We start from the raw sequence: 19,892 nt of genomic DNA on the forward strand, positions 1-19,892 counted from the left end.
TTTTGATTCATCGTTACAGCTTGTCTCTTATTCATTTCTTTTTCTGCTTTCTTTTTTGATGTTTCCTATCTTACCACCTTTTTCATCACCTGTCAAGAATATTTCAGAATTTTTTAAAATTTTTCGAAAATTCTTTCAAGGAGCTTTCAAAGCTTTTCAAATCAGTCCAACAAAAAAGGGTTTATAATTTCCATAAAAATTGACATGGAAATTATAAAACCATTATTAGTTTAGTCCTTTTTGATAACGTGCCAATTCGGCTTGGTTAGCCCAAACATAGTGACCTGGACGGATTTCTACCATAGATGGCTTATCTGTCTCATAATCATGTTGATCTGGATCATATACTTTCAAGACCTTCTTGCGTTCCAAGATTGGATCTGGGATAGGTACCGCTGAAAGCAAAGCCTGAGTATATGGATGAATTGGATTGTTAAACAATTCTTCTGTTTCAGCAACCTCTACAATAACACCCTTGTAAATAACTGCGATACGGTCTGAAATAAAGCGAACAACCGACAAGTCATGGGCGATAAAGAGATAGGTCAAACCAAGTTCTTTTTGGAATTTTTTGAGCAAGTTCAAGACTTGGGCACGAACAGAAACGTCCAAGGCTGAAATGGGCTCATCCGCAATAACAAAGTCTGGTTGCATGACCAAGGCACGGGCAATACCGATACGTTGACGTTGACCACCTGAGAATTCATGAGGGTAACGAGTCAAGTGCTCAGCAAGAAGACCTACTTCACGGATAATACTTTGAACTTTCTCTTTACGTTCTTCTTCATCCTTAAACAAACGGTGATTGTAAAGACCTTCAGAAATAATATAATCAACAGTGGCACGTTCATTCAAACTTGCAGCAGGGTCTTGGAAAATCATCTGGATACGACGAATCAATTCCGCAGCTTGTTCACGCGATTTCTTACCATTAATCTTTTGACCATCAAAAATGATATCCCCATTACTTGTATCATTTAGACCAATGATGGCACGACCAATAGTTGTTTTCCCACTACCTGACTCACCAACAAGCGAGAACGTTTCTCCCTTGTTGATAAAGAAGTTAGCATTTTTAACCGCGACAAACTTCTTACTTCCTTCACCGAAGGAAATTTCTAAATCTTTGATTTCTACTAATTTTTCAGACATTTCCTTCCTCCTAGTCAGCCAGATGGGCAAATCCCATTTTTTCACGGATTTTATCGTGGAGATTTGCAATCACAGCTGGTTTTTCTACTTTTGGAGCATCCTCATGAAGAAGCCAAGTTTTAGCCCAATGCGTCTCTGATACTGAGAATTGAGGAGCTTTTTGTTCGAAGTCAATCTGCATTGCATAGTCAGAACGCAAGGCAAAGGCATCCCCTTTCAAGTCAGTATAAAGTGACGGAGGTGTTCCTGGGATTGAGTAAAGATCCCCTTTATCATCAGCAAGCTGAGGCAAGCTAGACAAGAGACTCCATGTATATGGATGGCGAGGGTCATAGAAGACTTCCTCAACAGTTCCATACTCAACGATTTCTCCTGCATACATAACCGCTACCTTATCCGCAATACTTGCTACCACACCAAGGTCGTGGGTGATAAAGATTGTTGTGAAATGGTACTCGTTTTGTAAAGATTTTAGCAAATCAATAATCTGTGCTTGGATGGTCACATCCAAGGCAGTCGTTGGCTCATCACAGATCAAGACATCAGGTCGACAGGCAAGGGCAATCGCAATAACGATACGTTGACGCATTCCTCCAGAATATTGGAAGGGGTATTCATCAAAACGTCTATCTGCTTCTGGAATCCCAACCTTATTCATGTAGTCAATTGCCAATTCTTTCGCTTCTTTAGGCGTTTTTCCTTGGTGTTTTACAATAACTTCTGTAATCTGACTACCAATTGTTTTAATTGGGTCCAAACTAGTCATTGGATCTTGGAAGATAGTCGCAATCTTAGCACCACGAATTTGTTCCCAATCCTTATGAGAAGATAGAGCTGTCAAATCTTGACCACGGTAGTCAATGCTTCCTTGGGCAATACGACCATTTTCTTCGAGCATACCTGTGAAGGTCTTTGTCAAAACAGATTTTCCTGATCCTGACTCGCCTACCAAGGCTAGTACTTCTCCTTCAACTAGTTCAAGGGAAACGCCGCGAATGGCTGTCAATACTTTGTCACGAACGTCAAATTCCACGACAATATCGCGAGCAGTCAAAATTACATTTTTTTCTTTTGTCATTTCTACTCCTATCTATGTGTACGTGGATCACTAGCATCCGCTAAGTTTTGACCAACTACGAAAAGGGATAAGGATACCAAGACAAGAGTTGTCAATGGAATCCAGAACAAGTAAGCATTGGTTGTTACGTTTTGTGAATAATCTGAAATCAAACGACCCAAACTTGGCACTGTAATCGGCAATCCAAGACCGAAGAAAGACAAGAAGGCTTCGTATGAGATAAAGCTTGGAAGCATTTGAGTCATGGTTGTCACAATAACAGATACCAATTGTGGCATGATGTTTTTAGCAACAATCTTCAAGGTTGGTGTTCCCAAGGTACGTGACGCCAAGTTGTATTCCAAGTCACGATAACGCAAGATTTGCACACGAATCATGAAGGCAATCCCAATCCATGTTGTTACACTCATGGCAAAAATCAGATTCCAGAATCCAGCTCCGATTGAGTAAGTCAAGACAATGACAATCAAAAGAGATGGGATGTTTGAGATGACGTTATAAACTTCCATCATCACGCGGTCAACTGATTTTGAAATCCCCCAAATACCACCGACAAAGACACCGATAACCAAGTTAATCACTGTCGCAATCACAGAAATGAGGATAGAGTTACGAGCTCCGAACCAGACACCGTCAAAGAGAGATTTACCGTTACTGTCTGTACCGAACCAATGCTGAGCATTTGGCTTGATATAACGAGCACTAAAGTCATTTACCTTGCTGACATCATTGAAATCAAACTTAGAAAACATTGGGTAGATGAAACTCATCAAAATGATGGCTACCAAGATTCCCAACATGACTACAGTTGATTTTTTCTTCATAAATTGTCTAAACACTGAACCCCAGTATGAATAAGCTGGCGCATCAATGGCTTCAGAGGCAAAATCGTCACGTTTTACAAACTGAAATTTTTCTTTATCGATTGTAGACATTATTTGCCTCCTTTCTCAGTCAATTTAATACGTGGGTCAATAATCGTCATCCAAATATCTCCCAAAAGAAGTGAGAAGATAGAAATACATGTAAAGATGAAGACAAGACCAACGACCATAGAGTTATTAGATGCTTTTACAGAGTCAATCAACATTTTACCCATACCTGGGAAAGCGAAGACTGTTTCAGTAAGGGTTGCACCACCGATAACCCCGATAACAGCACCAGGAATTCCTGAAACCAGCGGAACCATGGCATTTTTAAAGATGTGTTTGTTTGAAATTTCTTTTTCAGACAAACCTTTGGCACGAGCAAAACGTACAAAGTCTTGTGATTGCAAGTCAATCATATAACGACGAATCCAAATAGCGGTACCAGGAGCACCCAACAAACCAAGGATAACTGCTGGTAAAACATACGAACGCCAATCTCCAGCACCCAAGATAGGGAATGAATCTGGCAAGCCGATTGAAGAACCAGCTAAACGAACGATATAAACCAAGGCAATTGTTGGAAGAGCCATCAAGAAGGTCAAAGCCCCTGTTGAGAAACTATCAATCCATGTGTTCTTGAAGCGAGCCATAGCTGAACCAAGTGGCACAGCAATCGCATAAGAAATCACCAAACCAATCAATCCGACAACTGCAGAGCTAGCAATCATAGAAGGATATTGGTAATTGCTTTCCGTAGCTGTATAAGGATCATCTTTCCCGTAGTTGGCTACTTCACGAGAGTCAGCTTGACTAGGCGATTTGTAGGTTCTTGAGTAAATATTTACAGAAGAAGTTTTCTTACCTGTTGGGAACTGAACTTGAGATGTTTTTGTTTGCCCTTGTCCTTGAGTAATAACCTGTAAAACAGGGCTATTAGCATAGGTTGGATATGAATCACCCAAATTAATGTTCACAAAGTTTTGATGCACAAATGGGAACTGACTGTTGAAGTACAAGAGATATTTGTGTTTGGTACCTGAACCGACCAATGACCATCCGATAGCTGGATCATTTTCGAAACGAAGGTAACGTTTCAAGTCTGGGTTTTCAGGGTCTTGAATTTTATTAGTATGGTCAATGTCAATCAAGTTAGCATAGAATTTGAAAACACGTTCAAAAATCGGGATTTCACGAGTAGCGTAGAATTGGCCACTTTCAGTAAATTCTCCTAAGGTCCAACCATGACCAATTTGTTTGATGTATTTTTCATAGATAGCCTTGTTGGTGTCATTGGCTTCAACGGTTACAGAAGCATCCATCTGGCTAGCTTTTTCTTGCAACTCTTTGGTATCGTAGTACTCGATATAGCCCATACGCTCATAAACAGTATTCTCATAGTTATCACGTTTATCAGCAGTTGTCGCAATCTTGTTATAGTTGGTATCCTGTTTGAAAATCAATTTTCGAGGAACCATTGTATAGATAATCGTGTAGGTCAAGGTTGTTACTAAGAAGATAGAAACCAAGGACCGCAAAACACGCATAAAAATATATTTTTTCATATCATTTCCTTTAAAAATCCCAAAAGAACCTTCTCCTCATGGAGAGAAAGTTCTATTGAAAATTATTTACTTCACATGACTTGCCAATTCTTTTTGAGCTTTCTCGTTTGACTCAGTCTTTTCTTTCAACCATTTTTCACGAGCTTTTTCATACTCTTCTTTGGTAATTGCTTTTTCGCCAACTTCAGTGTACTTCAAGTATCCTGAATTTTCACCTTTAAGACCGGCTACTGAATATGAAGAGCTAAATGGTAGAACTTTTGAAACATATGAAACGGCTGTTTCTTTGGGAGAAGCCATTACTGGAATTGTCAAAGCATTGTCAGTCAACCAAGCTTGTGCCACCGCGTATTTTTCATAACGTTTTTGAACATCTTGGTTTTCGCTGTTTGCGTCATCAAGTAATTTTCCATAGTCAGCTAAACCAAGTTTGCTTACTACTGATGCATCTGTGTTTTGGTCAATACCAAGGTAGAGGCGAGTGCTTCCTCCCTTAAGGACGAATTGATCCAAGAAAGTAGAAGGATCTTGATAGTCAGGATTCCATCCTAGCAAGGTATGGATATCCCAGTCTTGTTCTTTAGCTGTTGGAGCGCTAAATGAAATTGGTAAAGCTTCTGCTTGAGTCATTTGTTGCAAGTCTACAACAACATTATCTGAACCCAATACTTTTTCAATTGATTGTTTCAATGATTGAACACGGTTTACAACCGCTGTTGATTCTTGGATAACCAAGGCATCCAAGTGGATTGGGAATTCAACACCTTCAGCTTGTAGGCTTGATTTTGCTTTAGCAAAGACTTCTTTAGCTTTTTCTTCATTATAGAGTCCATTTTGAGAATCTGCTAGAGACACGTTTGACCAAGTAGAAGAATTTGTCTTAGCCAAGCTATCTTGTACCAATTCACCAAATGTTTTCTTACCAACTTGAAGATTATATGGTGCAAATGTATTACGGATGGCTACTGCAGCTCCATCAGTACCATTTGTTTGAGCTGAATAAGAATTGCGATCGACAGCAAAGTTCAAGGCTTGACGGAATTCCTTGTTTAGCAATGCTTTCTGAGTAGATGTCTTTTGGGCATCACTTGTTTTGGCAGTGTGGTTATAGGTTGTACGGCCATAGTTCAAGCTGACAGTTGCAACACCCGCGCCTGGTTCGTTAAAGTAAATGTTATCTTTAAAGTCAGCTGCATATTTTTCATATGTAGAACTTGTAGGGAAGATACGCGCCTTGCTATATTGACCATCAGCAAAACCTTTAGCAATCACATCTTGGTCCTTACCATCCCAGAAAGTGAACTTAACGTTCTCAATTTTTACATTTTCTTTGTCCCAGTATGCATCATTTTTAGCCATCTCGATAGATGATTTTGGAGTTACAGATTTTAAGACAAATGGACCGTTATAAAGAATAGAGTTAGCATCTGTTGGGGCACCAAAACCTTCCCCTTTTGAAGTTAAGAATTCTTCATTAACCGGCATCAAAACACCACTAGTTGTCTTGTCATTCCAGAAAGTTTCTGGCTGGTTCAAGGTATATTCTAGTGTTTGATCATCAAGCGCTTTTACTCCAACGGTTGAAAAATCGCTTGTTTCACCCTTGATATAGGCTTCTAATCCCTTAATAGAAGAGCTAACGATTGAAAGTCCTTTTGATTTTCCATCTACGGCGTGTTTCAAACCAGTAACGAAGTCTTTAGCAGTTACAGGAGCGTATTCTTCTCCCTCTGCTGTCACCCATTTAGCATCCTTACGGATTTTATAGGTATAAGTCAAACCATCTTTTGAAACTGTCCATGATTCAGCAATAGAAGGAACCAGGTTACCATATTTATCATTAGCCAACAAGCCATCTACAGCATTTGTTGTGACGAATGATGTAGAATCGATATTGCTGACGATATAATCCAAAGTTTCTGGATCTGTTTGATAAACATATTGGTAATCTTTTGCTAGTTTAGCATTATTTGAACTAGTGTTTGAACACGCAGCTAGAACTCCTGACGCTAATAAGGTAGCTCCCGCTACAGCAAGCACTTGACTTTTTTTCATTTATTTACTCCTCTTATAAATAAAGTATAGGTTATCATCAATTATATCATAGATTTCAAGAAAAGTAAACGAATTTTCAGAATATTTAGGCTTATTGACACAAAAAATCTGAAAAAGCTATTGACTGAAAATCATTTTCAAGGTATAATAATAAACGTTAAGGCGGTATAGCCAAGTGGTAAGGCACGGCTCTGCAAAAGCTTGATCGTCGGTTCAAATCCGTCTACCGCCTTCTATAACTTGATTTATCAGGTTTCATTTAAACAGAAAGCCCAGTTTAAAGGGCTTTTTTATTTTCTTCGGATAAATACATATAACTTACAAAAACTTTTGGGGTGAATTTGGGGCAGACTTCTTTTTAGGAGACAATCTTTTGATACTCAATGAAAATCAAAGAGCAAACTAGGAAACTAGCCGCAGGCTGTACTTGCGTACGGCAAGGCGACGTTGACGCGGTTTGAATTTGATTTTCGAAGAGTATGAAATCAACTGAAAAAGCTTCGTCACACCTGGTGACAAAAGCCTCTAGTTTACTCTGTTTCTTCTTCTATTTCAACTTCGGTAATTTGGACTTTTACCTTGGTAACACGTCCATTTTTTACCTTATCATTGGTTAGGATAAGCTGTTTGTTTTGGCTGACTAATTCATAACTGAGTTTCTCAGTCGTTGGAATGGTCCCAACTCCTGTCAAATAGTAACCAGCGATGGTATCAACGTCATCACTTTCCAGTTCAACGTCAAAGTAGTCATTAAAATCATTGAGATTCATGGTACCTTGAACAATATAAGTATCTTCTCCAATTTTATGAACTTCGATTTCAGCCTTATCTGTTTCGTCATCGATTTCGCCAACGATTTCCTCTAAGAGGTCTTCTAGGGTCACCAAACCAGCCATCCCACCGTATTCATCCAGCAAGATTGCCATTTGTCTTTGGGTATTGCGCAGTTCTTTTAACAAGTCATCCACAAAAATAGTTTCAGGAACAAAAAGTGGATCTTGTAAGATTTTCTTCCAAACAATATTGTCAAAACCGTCCACAAAGCCCGCATTAAGGAGACTCTTGGTGTGAATGATTCCAATCACATTGTCCTTATCCCCATCATAGACAGGGATACGAGAATAATTTTGTTTTAAAATACTTTGGATGATGGTTTGACTATCATCCTGAATATCGACCATAAAGGCATCCGTTCGAGGAACCATGACTTCTCTGGCCATTAATTCGTCCAGTGAAAAAATTCCTTGTAACATTTCAATTTCGTCAGCATCTAGTGTTTCTTCACTATTTGTCAGCATGTATTCAATTTCATCACGGGTCATTTTTTCATCAGCATCGTCAAAGGTCATAGGAGTCAAGCGACTCAAGAGATTGGTAGATGCAGACAAGAGCCAAACAAAGGGACTAACTAGTTTCCCCAGCCCAATGATAACTGGCGCTGTACGAATCGCCAAGGCATCCTTTAGATTAAGAGCGATTCTCTTAGGATACAATTCCCCAAAAACGATGGAAATATAAGTCAAAAATGCTAAAGATAGAAAACTTGCAACGGCATAAGCTGTTTCCCCATTTCCAAGCCAAGATGCAATTTCTCGTCCCAGAGTTTCTGCCAAACTCGCCCCTGATAAGATCGTAATCAGGGTAATCCCTACTTGAATGGTTGATAAAAAGTGGTTAGGATTTTCTAGTACCTTCAGCAGACGGATATAGCGTCTATCTCCTTCTTCTGCCTTTTGTTCAACCCGCGCACGGTTAAGTGAAACCATGGCCATTTCTGTGGCTGAGAAAAAAGCATTTAACATCGTCAAGATAAACAATAAAACAAATTGTAGCAACAAATTCTGACTACTTGGGTCTTCCATAGTTCTTCTCCTAAAATAGTATCTTATCCTTTATTATATCACAAAATATAGTCCAGTACATATTATTTTTTCTCAATACTCTTCGAAAATCTCTTCAAACCACGTCAGCTTCATCTGCAACCTCAAAGCTGTGCTTTGAGCAACCTGCGGCTAGCTTCCTAGTTTGCACTTTGATTTTCTTTGAGTATCAGTGTCTATTGTAGCCCTGCTTAAACTAGTAAGAAAGAACTCCTACATCCACAAGTGACATAGGAGTTTATGTTATCTTTTACTGAGTTACCGTTACTTCTCCAGTTCGGTAATCCAGTTGAAGTCCCTTTTGAACATTGGGAACTAGAACATTAAATTCCAATTCTCCGTCTGAAGACTTGGCTTCAATCTGTGAAGCTGAAGGAACTAAATCCTCGTTTGAAGCATAATAAAGGGTTACACGGTAACGGACACGCTTGTTTTGGTCCAAGGCTTTGCGCACCATGCTTTCATAGTAGTTTTGACCAGTCGAATCCTCGGCTTGAGCCTGATTTGCCCAGGCTGTCTGAACAGCAATGTTTTTAGGATTGCTTGTCGAGGCATCAAAACCATCCAAGCCACCGATTAAGGCATAGCCTAACAAGTGACCTCTATCGACCGCATGGGTATAAGTGCCCTTTAGATTCTTAACCTGATGCCAGCCTGGAGGAGTCCATGAAGTCGAACCATTCCCAGTTTCTTCACGATTCTTGTACTGACGAGTAGCCTTAGATAAGAGGGCGTTAGCTACGGTTGGCACGGTTTCCTTACCCACTGTCTTTGTTTTATTATCAGCATAAGGCTTACTTGAAACCTTGGCATCTAGATTTGTTTTATTACCATTGACGATAAAAGCACCTGATCCATTCCACTCAAGACTCCCTTTTATTTGGCTTTTGACTGCATCTGTTAAGACACTTTCTGCCAACTCTTGACTAGGAGCTTCAGACGCTTGTTTTTTCTGACTAACCTTTGTTTTAGGACTATTAGCTGTCGACTGCATCTGCTTGATATAATAGCTTCCCGCAGATAAGAGTAATAACACTAGCAGCCCGATCAGTGTCTGTCTTGTTTTTTTATCCATTTTTCTCCTTATCTCTAGAAAAAGACTGGTTCTCCAGCCTAATTTCCTGTAAATTTATGAATCAATTCCTGCCATTTTGCTGGAGACAGGATAGCCCATGGATCTTGACCCTTGCCCAAGATTCCATAACCTACCATTAAGCCGATACCTAAGGCTAGAGCACCTAAAAACAGTACCAAAATGACTAAAAGTAAACGCTTGATTACGTAGCTTGATCTCTTATTCATCTTCATCACTTGCCTCAATCCGCTGAATCTTAGCGCCTAGCTGCGCCAACTTCTCATGGAAACGGTAGTAACCTCTATCCAAGTGAACCAATTTACCAACTACAGTTTCTCCTTGTGCTACCAAACCTGTCAAAATCAAGGCTGCACTGGCACGAAGGTCAGTTGAAAGAACTTCTGCCCCCTGCAAAGGCTGTCCACCAACAATACGAGCTGTATCACGGATAATCTCAGAATGTAAACCCATGCGACGCATTTCTTCTAAGTGTTGGAAACGATTTTCAAAAACTGTCTCCACCATAGTTGATTCCCCTTTTGCGACGGTCATCAAGGCTGTAAATTGAGCCTGCATATCTGTTGGAAATCCTGGGTGGGGCAAGGTTTTCACATGAACAGCTTTTAGATTTTCTAGTTGAGAACGAACTCGAATTCCTTCAGTTTCCTCCGTCACTTCCACTCCCATTTCAAGCAATTTGGCAATCAAGGGACGGTTGTGCTCCCAGACAGCGTCTTTTATCAAGACATCACCACCAGTCATGGCAGCAGCTACCATAAAGGTTCCTGCTTCGATACGGTCTTGGACTACATTGTGAGTCGTACCATGAAGTTTCTCAACGCCGGTAATGGTAATGGTCTCTGTACCAGCACCTTTGACCTTGGCTCCCATTTCATTGAGGAGAATGGCTAGGTCAACAATCTCAGGCTCACGCGCAGCATTTTCAATCACTGTCACACCATCAGCCAGAGTCGCTGCCATCATCAAGTTCTGCGTAGCGCCAACACTCGGGAAGTCCATGTAGATATGAGCGCCATGTAAGCAATCAGCCTTGGCTTCGATATAACCAGCTGTCTGACTAATCTTAGCTCCCATAGCTTCCAGGCCTTTCAAATGAAGATCAATAGGACGGCTACCAATCGTACAACCACCTGGCATGGATACCTTGGCATGACCTACACGAGCCAGGATTGGCCCCAAGACAACAATGGATGCACGCATCTTGCTGACATACTTGTAAGGAGCTTCTTCAGTGATATCGCCAGTCGCGTCCACCTCAACAAGATGAGCTTCTTCATTAAAATCCACCTTGGCATTCAAACCACGAACCACCTGATTCATAGTGAAAACATCTGACAAGATAGGAACATTCTGCAAGACGGTCTTTCCTTCACTTGCTAGAATAGTCGCTGCCAACAAGGGCAAGACTGCATTCTTTGCTCCTTCTATCGTAACACTTCCTACCAGACGATTATCGCCACCTTGAACCACAATTTTTTCCATACTTATTTCCTTTACTCTTGATTTTATAATAATCCTCTAAGCGCTTCTTGCCACAACTGATATAGGCTGATAAAGAAAGAACTCATGATATAGCCCATTACAATGCTGAAAAAGGCTACTAGTAAACGAACTTTTCCTGTATTCTCAGTTGTCACTTTTAAAACCTTTTCCCATCTAACAAGATCCTTTAAAAGGTAAAAACTCACATAAATAAAGAGCATGTGACTGCTTAGAGTGAATAATAATTGAACCATTTGACTATTATACCATCTTCTCTGTTTGTGCGCTAGTTTGGAAACTTCACTTAGAAATTAAGGATTGTTTTTCAAGTAATCAATTGCATCTTGTAGGGTTTTAACAGGCACGATTTTCATATCCGTCTTGATTGTTTTGGCTGCTTCTAGGGCTGTTTGGTAGTTGTTTTTCGCATCCGGATGCGCTTTTTGTTCTTCTTCACTAACAGGGTTATCTGGGGCAAAGAAAATCGCGGCACCTTCTCTAGCCGAAGCTACAACTTTCTTATCAATACCTCCAATGTCCCCCACATTCCCATCGCGGTCAATAGTTCCTGTACCGGCAACAATGCGGCCATTACGAAGGCCTGGGTCAGCTATTTGGGTATAGATGGCCAGACTAAACATGAGGCCTGCACTTGGACCACCGATACCGGCTGTTGAAAAACGAATTGGGATATCACTGGTCACTTCCGTACGGTCAATCAAACCGATTCCAATCCCATTTTTGCCATTTTCCAAGGTGATAATCTTACCTTCTGCAGACTTGGTTTGCCCATCCTCTTCATAGGTGACCTTGACGGAGTCCCCTAGTTTTTGAGAATTGACATAATCAATCAAATCTTTGGAACTATCAAAGGTCTGATCATTGACTGCTGTGACCGTATCAGAGATGTTAAGAATCCCTTTAAAGGTCGAATTATCCGTCACAGTCAAAACATAAACCCCAAGATATTTTAGTTCAATATCCTTACCAGCTGTTTTTAGCCCTTGATACTTGGCCATATTTTGCGATGTTTGCATGTAGAATTGATTGATCCGCATAAATTCAACATCAGAAGAGCCACCTGTAGTCTCTTGGGCACTACGAATATCTGTAAAAGGCGTCAACCACGCATAAATCATATGGGCTAAAGTAGCGTGCTGAACACCAACCGTAACGAATTGATAAGCCCCAGCTTCCTTATCTTCTGTATCATTGACTTTAAGGACTTGGCGAATATCTTCCGAACCACCTGGAACCTCTATATAATAGGGCAAGGGCACTACAAATGCCAAGAAAGTCACAATCAAGGCCGCAATGACATATAAGGGCCATCTAATCTTTTTTTTCATTTTTTATTTCCTCCAAAATACTCTCGGGAACATAGCAAGCAATATCCTGACCAAACTTCAAAAGCTCTCTAACACCGGATGAACTGAGATAGAGATGTTCAGGTCGGCTATGTAAATAAATGGTCTCTATACCAGGAGACAGCTGATGGTTGTAGTGATCGAAACTAGCTTCATATTGCAAATCCGCTGCATTCCTCAAACCACGCACTAGACAAGTAGCCCCCAGTCTTTTTGCAACATCAACCACCAATTCATCATGAGAAGACACGACTTCAACATTTCCCAAATATTTCAAAGCATCTTCTAACCCCCGTTTACGATTTTCAATAGGGAGAAATCCCTGTTTGTGGGGATTGAAAAAAATACCGACATAGAGCTTATCAAAAAGTCTGCTCGCCCGTTCAATGATATCCAGATGCCCATTTGTCATCGGATCAAATGAGCCTGTGAATAAGCCAATCTTATCTGACATAGACTGTCACCTTACTAATTCCATAAATCTTTTCCTTCCAGATGCCCAGGCAGGCAATTTCTTCTGGAAGTTCAACGGCCTTATCCGTCTCACACACGACCATGACATCTTCAGAAAAAAGCTCTTTCTCAACCATTTTTTCAATATCTGCTACGATTTGTTCCTTGGCATAAGGAGGGTCTAAGAAAATGAGGTCAAATTCCCCAGATACCTGTTCCAATGCCCTTTCTGCATCCATCTTGAGGAGTTGAAATTTCCCAACTTCCTTGGTCATCTGAATATTTTCAGCCACGATAGCCTGAGCCTTACGGTCTCGCTCCACCAAAACAGCACTGGACATGCCACGCGATACTGCCTCGATAGATAAAGCACCACTACCTGCATAAAGGTCCAAGACGCGTCCACCTTCAAAGTAGGGACCAATCATGTTAAAAATGGCTCCCCTAACCTTATCTGAAGTAGGTCTTGTCGTCTTGCCTTCTAGTGTCTTGAGGGGGCGTCCCCCATAGATTCCTGATACGATCTTCATACCGTTTATTATACCAAATTATGAGCGAAAAGAGAAAGAAAACCGAACCTTGCGGTTCGATTCTCTACAAAATATTTTCGTAAGTATCGCGGACTTCTTGAGGCCAAACACTTGTTTGCACTTCTCCGATGTGTTTCTTGCGAAGTAGGAACATGGCCATCCGAGATTGTCCAATTCCTCCACCGATTGTCAATGGGAATAAGCCATTCAACAAAGCCTTGTGCCATTCCAATTCTAAACGGTCTTCATCACCTGTGATGGCAACCTGACGGCGAAGAGTTTCTTCATCTACACGGATTCCCATAGAAGACAACTCAAAGGCTCCACCTAAAGACTCATTCCAAACAAGAATATCACCATTTAGACCCTTATAGCCATTTTCAGACTCACTTGTCCAGTCATCGTAGTCTGGTGCACGTCCATCGTGCGGTTTACCGTCTGGTAATTCACCACCGATACCGATCAAGAAGACTGCTCCAAATTCTTTACAAATAGCATTTTCACGCTCTTTTGGTGTCAAGTCTGGGTAGCGTTCTACCAACTCTTCTGTGTGGATAAAGGTGATTTGTTTTGGCAAGACAGACTCAATATCATAGCGGGCTTCAACAGCTAGCTCAGTCAGGCGAATAGCCTTATAAATCTTCTCAACTGTTTCTTTTAGGTAGGCAATGTTACGTTGTCCATTTGGGATAACCTTCTCCCAGTCCCACTGGTCAACATAAACAGAGTGGGTCGCATCCAGCGAATCTTCGTCTGGACGAAGGGCCTTCATGTGGACGAAAAGACCTTCACCTTCACCGAAACCAAAACGAGCCAAAGTGTGGCGTTTCCATTTGGCAAGGGAGTGCACTACTTCGTAAGTAGCATCAGGGATTTGGAGAACCTTGACCGATACGGCATTCTCCACACCTGATAAGTTGTCCTGCATCCCGTCACCGACCCTACTCAAGATAGGACCTTGAACTTCGACAACTTCTAGTTTGTCTTTTAAATACTGGGTAAAAGTGTTTTTGACAAAGGAAATTTCTTCTTGTTGGTGAATAAAACTTTTCTTCATAAACTACTCCTCAAAAAATTAATTAAAAGCATTATACACCTATTTCCAAGAAAAGAAAAGACCAAATATAAAAAAATCAGTGCTCCTTCGAACACTGATGTTAGGGACCTTTTAGTCATTACGACCAAAGATACGTAGAATACTTAGGAAGAGATTGATAAAATCAAGATAGATACTGAGAGCCATTGACACAACCCAACCTGTCGCTACACGGCCTTGTGATTGTTCATAAGCAAGACGAATTCTTTGGTTGTCCCAAGCAATTAGCCCAGAGAAGACCAAGACCATGGCTACGCTAATCATATAATCAAAGAAACCGCTAGCCAAGAAAATATTAACTACCATGGCAATCAGCAAACCGATAAGAGCCGCCATCATAGCCCGACCAAGCCCACTCAAATCTTTCTTGGTAAACATACCAACTGCCGCCATGACAAAGAAGAGAAGGGCGCTCGACACAAAGGCGGATAAAACTGTGCCCGGAGTATAGAAGGCCACCACAAAACTAAGGGTAAAGCCGTTTAAAACAGAGTAAAGTAAAAATACTGGAAGAGCCGCTGGACTATTCTTTGAAGCCATGCTACTGGCAACGAAAACCAAGGCCAACTCCGCAAAAGTAGCAATGGTCAACCAGAGACGTCCCTGCATCAAAAAGTAAACAAACTGAGATTGAAAGACCGTCAACATAAGGCCTGATACCAAAGCAGATAGTCCGATTCCCAGACCAACAAAGGCATAAACCTTAGCGTAAAATTGATTGAGACCTGCGCGGTCGTGAATAATAGTGTGATTCATCTTTTCTCCTTTTCAATGAATATCTTTCCTTGATTATAACAAAGAAAGTTAAAATTAGCTTAAATGGAAAATCAAGATACCTGCTGCAACAGCAACATTCAAACTCTCCGCCTGTCCCTTCATACTAATGTGGACCAACTGGTCTGCACTTTCAGCCATGAGGTGACTAATTCCTTGCCCCTCATTTCCCATGACTAGTACAAAATTTTCTATAGGAGGCAGTTCTCTGTAATCAACAGAATCTTTAGATAGGGTTGTTGCCAGCACTGAGATACCTGCCTCTTTGGTTTCCTTAAGAAGCGCTTGACTAGACATCCGGTAAATAGGCAGATGAAAATGACTGCCTTGCATGGAACGTAGAGTCTTGAGACTGTAGATATCTGCCGACTTATCTGAAACAATCACTCCTGTAAAGCCTGCTGCATCCGCAGTCCGAATGATGGTTCCCACATTACCAGGATCTTGCACATCTTCCAAAAATAAGAACTTGCCCTGAGTCAAATCAGCTTGCCCTACTTCTTCTTTTTGAACGACGGCAACAATTCCCTGTGGAGTCTGAGAATCTGCCAAATCTAGCAAAATATCCTCTGATACCCAGACAGTTTGCGGAAAAGCAACTAACTGTTCTCGATAACTTTCTAGGGCAAAGATTTTCTCAATCGTCACTCCAGCTTGAACAGCTTCTTCAAACAAGTGCCAGCCTTCAATCAAATAAGCAGACTTGCGGTATTTTTTTTGGTGTAATTTCTTGGCATTTTTTACCACAGAATTGGCTTTTGAGGTTATAATAGTCATAGAAATATTATAACACAATCAAAGGGGTTTGTATGCAAAAGGTTAGAATGATTGCCCAAGGTAGGGTACAGGGAGTCGGCTTTCGTTGGGGTGTTTACAGCTTGGCACTTGAAATTGGTGGCATCACAGGTCGGGTATGGAATAACGACGATGGCACAGTGGAAATATTAGCCCAAGCAGACTCATCTGCTATCATGGCAAAATTTATCCAAGAAATCCGAAAAGGACCGACACCTTTTTCAAAAGTCAGCTACTTAGATGTCAAACTGAGCAACTTTCCTCCCTACCCTGACTTTAAAATCGCAAATTAGGTCTCTAGAACTATTGTATATTTTGTAAAAAAACAGTAGAATAGAAAGGTATTATTTTTAAAAGAAGGAATGAACAAATTGAAAGCTATTAAACGTTTTGCCCTCTCAGCTATGGGAGTGGCTATGTTGCTAGTCTTAACTGGCTGTGTCAATGTCGATAAGGCAACAGGCCAGCCAACAGGATTGGTTTGGAATACTATCGGAGCTCCTATGGCTGAAGCTATCAAGTACTTCGCCAATGACAAGGGACTTGGTTTTGGTGTTGCTATCATCATCGTAACCATTATCGTCCGCTTGATTATCTTGCCACTTGGTATCTACCAATCATGGAAGGCGACGCTTCACTCTGAAAAGATGAACGCCCTCAAGCACGTCCTTGAGCCACACCAAACGCGTCTCAAAGAAGCAACTACTCAAGAAGAAAAACTCGAAGCCCAACAAGCTCTCTTTGCAGCTCAAAAAGAGCACGGCATCAGCATGTTTGGTGGTGTAGGATGTTTCCCTATCCTCCTTCAAATGCCTTTCTTCTCTGCTATCTACTTTGCTGCCCAACATACTGAAGGTGTTGCTCAAGCAAGCTACCTAGGAATTCCTCTAGGTTCTCCAAGTATGATTTTGGTTGCCTTCGCTGGTATTCTTTACTATCTTCAATCGCTCCTTTCACTTCACGGAGTAGAAGATGAAATGCAAAGAGAACAAATCAAGAAAATGATTTACATGAGCCCACTCATGATTGTCGTCTTCTCCCTTTTCTCACCAGCTAGTGTTACACTTTACTGGGTTGTCGGTGGTTTCATGATGATTCTCCAACAGTTTATCGTCAACTATATCGTTCGTCCAAAACTTCGCAAAAAAGTCCGTGAAGAACTAGCCAAGAACCCACCAAAAGCACGTGCTTTCTCTACACCAAGTGGACGAAAAGACGTTACCCCTGAACAACCAACTGCTATCACAAGCAAGAAAAAACACAAAAATCGCAACGCTGGAAAACAACGTTCGAGATAAGAAGAAAAAGGCTTAGCTAGTTTGCTAAGTCTTTTTTGCAAGTCATACTCTTCGAAAATCTCTTCAAGCCACGTCAGCTTCGCCTTGCCGTATATATGTTACTGACCTCGTCAGTTCTATCCACAACCTCAAAACCATGTTTTGAGCAGCCTGCGGCTAGCTTCCTAGTTTGCTCTTTGGTTTTCATTGAGTATCAAAAGCCCGATGTTTCCATCAGGCTTCTTTTTTATCCATGTACACGTTTCATATAGTCTTGATAACTTTCGGTATCCATGAGTTTTTTAGCGTTCTTGACGCGGTCTGCTGTTGGTGGTTTAACTCCTTCGAGGGAATACGGAATTCCCAATTCACGCCATTTAAACTCACCCATAGTATGATAAGGCAGAATTTCAAACTTATCCACATTTTTGAGGGTCTTGACGAACTTACCAAGTTCAATCAAGTCATCATCTCTATCTGTCAATCCCGGAACTAGCACGTGGCGAATCCAGACAGGTTTTCCAATATCTGATAGATACTGGGCACAAGCCAAGATATTTTTATTGGTTTGGCTAGTGACAATCTTATGCTGTGCTTCGTTGATTTCCTTGATATCCAAGAGAACCAAGTCAGTGACAGCCATGAGTTTGTCAAACTTCTCAAGGTAACGTGGTTTATTACGGAAAGGAAGGGCACAGGTATCCAAGGTACAGTGGATTCCTTGTTCCTTAGCCTTGGTGAAGAGGGCAATCAAGAAATCAATCTGCAAGAGGGCTTCTCCTCCACTGACTGTAATCCCACCCTTATTTCCCCAGAAACCACGGTAGCGCAAGGCCTCTGCCAAGACATCATCTACCGTCCGTTCACGTGATTTATTGGACTCCATAGCCCAAGTGTCCGGGTTGTGGCAATACTGGCAACGCATGTGACAGCCTTGCAAAAAGACAATAAAGCGAATACCAGGCCCATCTACCGACCCAAAGCTTTCTGTCGAATGCACCATTCCTGTCACTTGTCCATAATCAATTGTTTCTTCAGACATATCGTTACCTTCCTTGAAAACGTTTTATAGTTTTATTATATCATGACTTGAAAGAAAAACAAGATTTTTGCCTATTTTTTAGAAAGCAATCTGTTTTTCAATTTCATTTTCAATTACTTATCATTTTATTCTTCAAAATCAAAGCCATACAAGGTTGCAAAATAGTCCTCAGGGCGCTCTGCACGGCGGATTTGACGGGCTTTGCCTTCTTCGGTATAGAGGATTTCCGCAGAACGAAGTTTGGCATTGTACTGGTAGCCCATTGAAAATCCGTGGGCACCTGTATCATGAATTACCAGCAAATCACCGATTTCTGTATGAGGCAGTTCGCGATTCACTGCAAATTTATCATTGTTTTCACAGAGTGAACCAACCACATCTACCACTTCAGCTGGCCCATCTGGATGGGTCACGTTAGTAATATGATGGTAGGCTCCATACATAGCTGGACGCATAAGGTTGACTGCTGATGCATCCACACCTAGATAGGTACGGTAGGTTTTCTTCTTATGAGTAACTCTTGTGACCAAAGCACCGTGAGGTGCTAACATAAAGCGACCCAATTCGGTAAAAATCTTAACCTGACCAAGACCTGCTGGCGTAAGGACCTCTTCATACACCTTACGAACTCCCTCACCAATCAAGGCGATATCGTTCGGCTCCTGGTCTGGACGATAATTGACACCAATACCGCCAGAAAGATTGATAAAGTCTAGCGAAATACCCAACTTTTCCTTGATTTCAACAGCCAATTCAAAAAGCTGACGAGCCAACTCTGGATAATAGAGATGGGTCACGGTATTGGACGCTAGGAAGGAGTGAATCCCAAAAGTCTTAGCTCCTTTTTCCTTCAAGATAGCAAAAGCTTCAAAGAGCTGGTCCTTGGTCATGCCAAACTTGGCTTCTCCAGGATTGTCCATGATGTCTGTCCCCAGTTCAAAAACGCCTCCAGGATTGTAGCGACAAGAGATAATTTCTGGAATGCCTGCTGCTCGCTCTAGATGTTCAATATCTTCAAATGCATCCAAGTTAATGGTCGCACCCAATTCACGCGCATAGGCGTATTCCTTGTCTGGCGTGTTGTTTGAAGAGAACATAATCTCAGAACCAGGGAAATCCAGTTTATGGCTCATCAAAAGCTCCACATAACTAGAGCAGTCCACACCACAGCCTTCCTCTTGGAGAATTTTCAAAATAGCTGGTGTTGGAGTAGCCTTAACTGCAAAATATTCCTTAAAGCCCTTATTCCACGAAAAGGCTTGGTTGACGGCTCTTGCCTTCTCACGAATTCCCTTCTCATCATACAAGTGAAAGGGAGTCGGGAACTCGGCAACAATCTTTTCCAAGTCTTCTTTATTGATAAATGGTGTTTTCATAAGTTTCC

Annotated in this window: 20 protein-coding genes and 1 tRNA gene; 3 read left to right on the plus strand and 18 right to left on the minus strand. The window is 41.3% G+C overall.

Going from position 1 to position 19,892, the window contains the following annotated elements:
* Positions 1-225: 225 nt before the first annotated feature.
* The 5 genes from O3616_RS06020 to O3616_RS06040 all read right to left on the minus strand — a co-directional run bounded on the left by O3616_RS06020 (position 226) and on the right by O3616_RS06040 (position 6,716).
* Positions 226-1,152, minus strand: a complete 927-nt coding sequence (locus O3616_RS06020) for an ATP-binding cassette domain-containing protein (RefSeq protein ID WP_371638376.1) — start codon at positions 1,150-1,152, stop codon at positions 226-228.
* Between the two features lie 10 nt (positions 1,153-1,162).
* A complete protein-coding gene (locus O3616_RS06025) occupies positions 1,163-2,230 on the minus strand; it encodes an ABC transporter ATP-binding protein (protein WP_004260573.1) in 1,068 nt (355 codons plus the stop codon).
* A gap of 8 nt (positions 2,231-2,238) precedes the next feature.
* Positions 2,239-3,165, minus strand: a complete 927-nt coding sequence (gene oppC / locus O3616_RS06030) for an oligopeptide ABC transporter permease OppC (RefSeq protein WP_049510796.1) — start codon at positions 3,163-3,165, stop codon at positions 2,239-2,241.
* Positions 3,165-4,661 carry an ABC transporter permease gene (locus O3616_RS06035; RefSeq protein WP_000759916.1) on the minus strand — a complete coding sequence of 499 codons (1,497 nt, stop codon included), beginning with the start codon at positions 4,659-4,661 and terminating at the stop codon, positions 3,165-3,167. Before O3616_RS06035 ends, oppC begins: the two co-directional genes overlap by 1 nt.
* A gap of 66 nt (positions 4,662-4,727) precedes the next feature.
* The gene (locus tag O3616_RS06040; RefSeq protein WP_000749582.1) at positions 4,728-6,716 is read right to left on the minus strand and encodes a peptide ABC transporter substrate-binding protein; all 1,989 of its coding nucleotides are present in this window, start codon (positions 6,714-6,716) and stop codon (positions 4,728-4,730) included.
* Positions 6,717-6,877: 161 nt separating this feature from the next.
* Between O3616_RS06040 and O3616_RS06045 the strand changes: the two genes are divergently transcribed.
* A tRNA-Cys gene (locus O3616_RS06045) sits at positions 6,878-6,948 on the plus strand.
* A gap of 298 nt (positions 6,949-7,246) precedes the next feature.
* Here the strand turns inward: O3616_RS06045 and O3616_RS06050 are convergent.
* The 11 genes from O3616_RS06050 to O3616_RS06100 form a co-directional block, all read right to left on the minus strand.
* Positions 7,247-8,578, minus strand: a complete 1,332-nt coding sequence (locus tag O3616_RS06050) for a hemolysin family protein (RefSeq protein ID WP_371638377.1) — start codon at positions 8,576-8,578, stop codon at positions 7,247-7,249.
* A 268-nt stretch (positions 8,579-8,846) separates the two neighbouring features.
* Positions 8,847-9,671, minus strand: coding sequence for a DNA-entry nuclease EndA (gene endA, locus O3616_RS06055; protein ID WP_269795909.1), 825 nt, complete (start codon positions 9,669-9,671; stop codon positions 8,847-8,849).
* Between the two features lie 38 nt (positions 9,672-9,709).
* Positions 9,710-9,898, minus strand: a complete 189-nt coding sequence (locus tag O3616_RS06060; RefSeq protein WP_070480259.1) for a DNA-directed RNA polymerase subunit beta — start codon at positions 9,896-9,898, stop codon at positions 9,710-9,712.
* Positions 9,891-11,174, minus strand: a complete 1,284-nt coding sequence (murA, locus tag O3616_RS06065; protein ID WP_371638378.1) for a UDP-N-acetylglucosamine 1-carboxyvinyltransferase — start codon at positions 11,172-11,174, stop codon at positions 9,891-9,893. Before murA ends, O3616_RS06060 begins: the two co-directional genes overlap by 8 nt.
* Before the next feature lie 23 nt (positions 11,175-11,197).
* Entirely contained in the window at positions 11,198-11,428 is a 231-nt protein-coding gene (locus tag O3616_RS06070) for a DUF1146 family protein (RefSeq protein ID WP_000250396.1), read from the minus strand.
* A 57-nt stretch (positions 11,429-11,485) separates the two neighbouring features.
* Entirely contained in the window at positions 11,486-12,523 is a 1,038-nt protein-coding gene (locus O3616_RS06075; RefSeq protein WP_265470881.1) for a SepM family pheromone-processing serine protease, read from the minus strand.
* Positions 12,507-12,995 (minus strand): pantetheine-phosphate adenylyltransferase, encoded by a 489-nt coding sequence (gene coaD, locus O3616_RS06080; RefSeq protein WP_371638379.1) that lies wholly within the window; start codon positions 12,993-12,995, stop codon positions 12,507-12,509. Before coaD ends, O3616_RS06075 begins: the two co-directional genes overlap by 17 nt.
* Complete coding sequence (gene rsmD, locus O3616_RS06085; RefSeq protein ID WP_371638380.1) at positions 12,985-13,524, minus strand: 16S rRNA (guanine(966)-N(2))-methyltransferase RsmD; 540 nt, start codon at positions 13,522-13,524, stop codon at positions 12,985-12,987. Before rsmD ends, coaD begins: the two co-directional genes overlap by 11 nt.
* 64 nt (positions 13,525-13,588) lie before the next feature.
* Positions 13,589-14,581, minus strand: a complete 993-nt coding sequence (gene asnA / locus O3616_RS06090; RefSeq protein WP_049510788.1) for an aspartate--ammonia ligase — start codon at positions 14,579-14,581, stop codon at positions 13,589-13,591.
* A gap of 111 nt (positions 14,582-14,692) precedes the next feature.
* Positions 14,693-15,376 (minus strand): Bax inhibitor-1/YccA family protein, encoded by a 684-nt coding sequence (locus O3616_RS06095; protein ID WP_153220475.1) that lies wholly within the window; start codon positions 15,374-15,376, stop codon positions 14,693-14,695.
* 54 nt (positions 15,377-15,430) lie between these two features.
* The gene (locus tag O3616_RS06100) at positions 15,431-16,171 is read right to left on the minus strand and encodes a TrmH family RNA methyltransferase (RefSeq protein ID WP_371638381.1); all 741 of its coding nucleotides are present in this window, start codon (positions 16,169-16,171) and stop codon (positions 15,431-15,433) included.
* A 32-nt stretch (positions 16,172-16,203) separates the two neighbouring features.
* Between O3616_RS06100 and O3616_RS06105 the strand changes: the two genes are divergently transcribed.
* The gene (locus O3616_RS06105; RefSeq protein WP_001174612.1) at positions 16,204-16,482 is read left to right on the plus strand and encodes an acylphosphatase; all 279 of its coding nucleotides are present in this window, start codon (positions 16,204-16,206) and stop codon (positions 16,480-16,482) included.
* Positions 16,483-16,560: 78 nt separating this feature from the next.
* A complete protein-coding gene (yidC, locus tag O3616_RS06110) occupies positions 16,561-17,487 on the plus strand; it encodes a membrane protein insertase YidC (RefSeq protein WP_045606372.1) in 927 nt (308 codons plus the stop codon).
* A gap of 226 nt (positions 17,488-17,713) precedes the next feature.
* Here yidC and pflA read toward each other — a convergent pair whose 3' ends face one another.
* Complete coding sequence (gene pflA, locus O3616_RS06115) at positions 17,714-18,508, minus strand: pyruvate formate-lyase-activating protein (protein WP_049510780.1); 795 nt, start codon at positions 18,506-18,508, stop codon at positions 17,714-17,716.
* 125 nt (positions 18,509-18,633) lie between these two features.
* Positions 18,634-19,884 (minus strand): diaminopimelate decarboxylase, encoded by a 1,251-nt coding sequence (locus O3616_RS06120; protein ID WP_000856503.1) that lies wholly within the window; start codon positions 19,882-19,884, stop codon positions 18,634-18,636.
* Between the last annotated feature and the right edge of the window lie 8 nt (positions 19,885-19,892).

Source organism: Streptococcus sp. 27098_8_86 (assembly GCF_041432595.1).
Lineage (GTDB): Bacteria > Bacillota > Bacilli > Lactobacillales > Streptococcaceae > Streptococcus > Streptococcus pneumoniae_F.